The organism is Nocardia barduliensis (genome assembly GCF_013315795.1).
Classification (GTDB): Bacteria; Actinomycetota; Actinomycetes; order Mycobacteriales; family Mycobacteriaceae; genus Nocardia; species Nocardia barduliensis.
The window spans coordinates 1-2,416 of the sequence record NZ_JABLTE010000239.1 but is presented as its reverse complement, the minus strand read 5'-3'; the positions used below and the strand labels follow the sequence as shown (position 1 = coordinate 2,416).

Annotated in this window: 3 protein-coding genes and 1 pseudogene; 2 read left to right on the top strand and 2 right to left on the bottom strand. The window is 70.9% G+C overall.

Annotation, left to right across the window (positions count from 1 at the left end):
• Both HOV91_RS38890 and HOV91_RS38885 read left to right on the top strand, forming a co-directional pair.
• Positions 1-261 (top strand): annotated as a pseudogene (locus HOV91_RS38890) (AAA family ATPase); the annotation flags it as partial.
• A gap of 90 nt (positions 262-351) precedes the next feature.
• Entirely contained in the window at positions 352-822 is a 471-nt protein-coding gene (locus HOV91_RS38885; protein WP_174190158.1) for a hypothetical protein, read from the top strand.
• 89 nt (positions 823-911) lie between these two features.
• Here the strand turns inward: HOV91_RS38885 and HOV91_RS38880 are convergent, their stop codons facing one another.
• Together HOV91_RS38880 and HOV91_RS38875 are read right to left on the bottom strand one after the other, a co-directional pair.
• On the bottom strand, positions 912-1,916 hold the full coding sequence (locus HOV91_RS38880) for a hypothetical protein (RefSeq protein WP_174190157.1): 1,005 nt from the start codon (positions 1,914-1,916) through the stop codon (positions 912-914).
• Positions 1,917-1,919: 3 nt separating this feature from the next.
• Positions 1,920-2,366: a cutinase family protein gene (locus tag HOV91_RS38875; RefSeq protein WP_174190156.1), complete on the bottom strand. Its 447-nt coding sequence runs from the start codon at positions 2,364-2,366 to the stop codon at positions 1,920-1,922.
• Positions 2,367-2,416 lie beyond the last annotated feature (50 nt).

Genomic DNA, 2,416 nt, shown 5'->3' with positions numbered 1-2,416 from the left:
GAGACAGCCCCGGCGGCGGCCGACGACGGTGCTGCGGCGGACCCGGAGTCGACGGTGGAACGCCTGCCCGCCGGTGGGCTGCGGGGGCAGGTAGAGGACCACTTGCGCGAAAACCCCGGAAAGGAGTTCACCCCACACCAGATCGGCAAAGCCCTGGCCCGGTCCAGCGGCGCGGTCCACAACGCCCTGGTCACCCTGACGAAGCACGGGACCGCGCGTCAGACCAGCGCGGCCCCAAAGAAGTTCACCCTCGCGTCCTGACAACGGGCGATGCCGGAATCCCCGGAGCGCGTATCTCCGGGGAGTCCGACACCGCCCTCTCAATCTAACCTCTGAGAAAGGTGTTCGACTATGTACTCCACCCCAACCCCCAAGGTCCTGGCCTCGGCTTTGTACCAGGTATACGCCGATTCCAGCCACGCCCCCGACAGCCTCGAGCTGTGGATCGCCATCGCCGACAGGGCCGTGCGGGAGCTGGAAATGCCGGTGCTGGTGTCGCTGGTGCCGTGGGTGCCGATCGCGTTGCGCTACGAGAAGGTGACGACTGATGGCGAGTTCTTCCCGCACACCGGCGCGGTGCGGATCATGACCGGCCCGCTGACCGGCACCTTGTACCGCGACCTCGACACCGCCGCTCGTGAGGTGGTCGTGGCCACCCTGAACGAGCTGATCGACCAGGGCACCGCCAGCGACGACGGCGGCGGCGACAGCGGCGATGAGCAGATCGACGCCGCGCCCGCACCGTTGCCGTCGTGGCGGTTCCGCGACAAGGGGGCCCCACCCGCGTTCACCCCGCGCGCGGTGCCGCCGCTCATCTCCTGACCCGGCTACCCGCTGAAACGGCCGGTGGTGCCGAGCATTCCGCTCGGCACCACCGGCCGTTTTCCTATGCGCCGCGCAGCACGCGCGGGTTATCTGGTGCGGTCGATGGCCTGTTCGATCCAGTCGGTCAGCATCGGCGCGGCGCTGTCGTAGCCGGTGGCGTCGAACGTGGCCGTGTGGCCATCCTGGGCGGCCGGAACGGCGGTGCCCGTGCCGGTGGCGCTGCCCCCTGTGCCCGCCTCGGCGGTGGTGGCGGTGTAGGTGTTGGTCAGGGTGGGGAACTGCTGGCCGGTGAACGCGGCGGCGGTGGCCGAGACGAGATCGGCGGCGACCGGTGCCAGCCCGGTCAGCGCCAGCACCGCCGCCACCGGGTCACCACCGGCGAGGGATTCCATAGCGGTCCAGGCGATCTCCTGAGCGCGGCCGACGTCGGTGGCGATGCGGGAGATGTCGAGTCCGGCCAGGATACCGACGATCTCGGCGGCGATCGTCGCGACACCGGTGGTGTCCAGCGGCGCGGCCAACGCCAAAGCCCGCGCTACCAGCCGCAGGTCGAGCCCATTGGCCAGCTCGACCAGCGGGGCGAACTGGTTGTTCAGGTCCCCCGAGACGCGGTGCAGGCCCCGCACGTCGGCGGCGGTGATCAGTCCGGGTAGCTGTGCGAGGTCGGCCGCGATCGCGGGCACATTCGCGGTGAAGCTGGCGAGGCCGTCCAGGACGGTGACGACCTGGGCGAGGGCCTGGGATGCGCTGATCTGCCCGGTGGAGGCCGCGCCGATGCTGGTGGTTGGTGTGCTCGTCGTGGTGGCGGGAAGTCTCGTTGTGGTGGTGGGCGAGGCGGTGCTGGTCGGGGCCGTGGTGGAGGCGGCCGAGGCGGTGGCGGCCAGCGTGCGGCTCACCGCGGCGAGGACCGGAGACGACTCGGCGGTGGTCGAGCAGTAGCTGTCGCCCTCGAGGCACAGCGTTCGGGCCCGGTCGGTCAGCTCGCCGAAGCTCTGCGCACGCGGCCCGGTGACGCCCTGCCCGGAGACCGGGGTGCCGAGCTGGGTGGTGGCTGCGTCGCGGCGCGGGTCGGAGACGAGTGCGACGGCCACGACTCAGGAGGGCGGGATCGGGCCCTTGTTGTTGCCGATGGTGGTAGCGAGGTCGCCGGTGACCTCGGCGCCCTGGCCGTAGCCGGCCAAAACGACTCGCGTGTCCGAGCACAGCTCCGAGATCGCCGCGGTGAGTTCCCCTCCGCTCGCGGACCCGGCACCTGTGGTCGTTGCGGTGAGTGTTCGGACCTCGATGTCGGTGCCGTAGCGGGCGGTGAGCGATTCCCCGAGCTGGGTGAGGATCCGGGGCGTGGTCTGGCCGGTGGTGGTGGGGGCTGTCTCGTAGGTGCCCGGTACCAGCAGCACGGTCCAGCGCGGGCATTGGGTCCCGGTCCGCCCCGGTGCGGGTTCTGCGGCGGCGACACCGGTCGTCACGGTGGTCGCGGTGATGGCCGCGCACAGTGCCGCGTGTGCGGTGCGGCGGGCGGATCGAGTGCGGTTGCGGTACATGAGCTTTCTCCGTTCGTGCTGGGGTGTTCAAGGAACGGCGCGGGAGGCGT

Excerpts from the sequence above, each read along its gene's own strand:
- HOV91_RS38885 (WP_174190158.1), top strand. The coding sequence starts at position 352 with ATGTACTCCACCCCAACCCCCAAGGTCCTGGCCTCGGCTTTGTACCAG.
- HOV91_RS38875 (WP_174190156.1), bottom strand. The coding sequence starts at position 2,366 with ATGTACCGCAACCGCACTCGATCCGCCCGCCGCACCGCACACGCGGCA.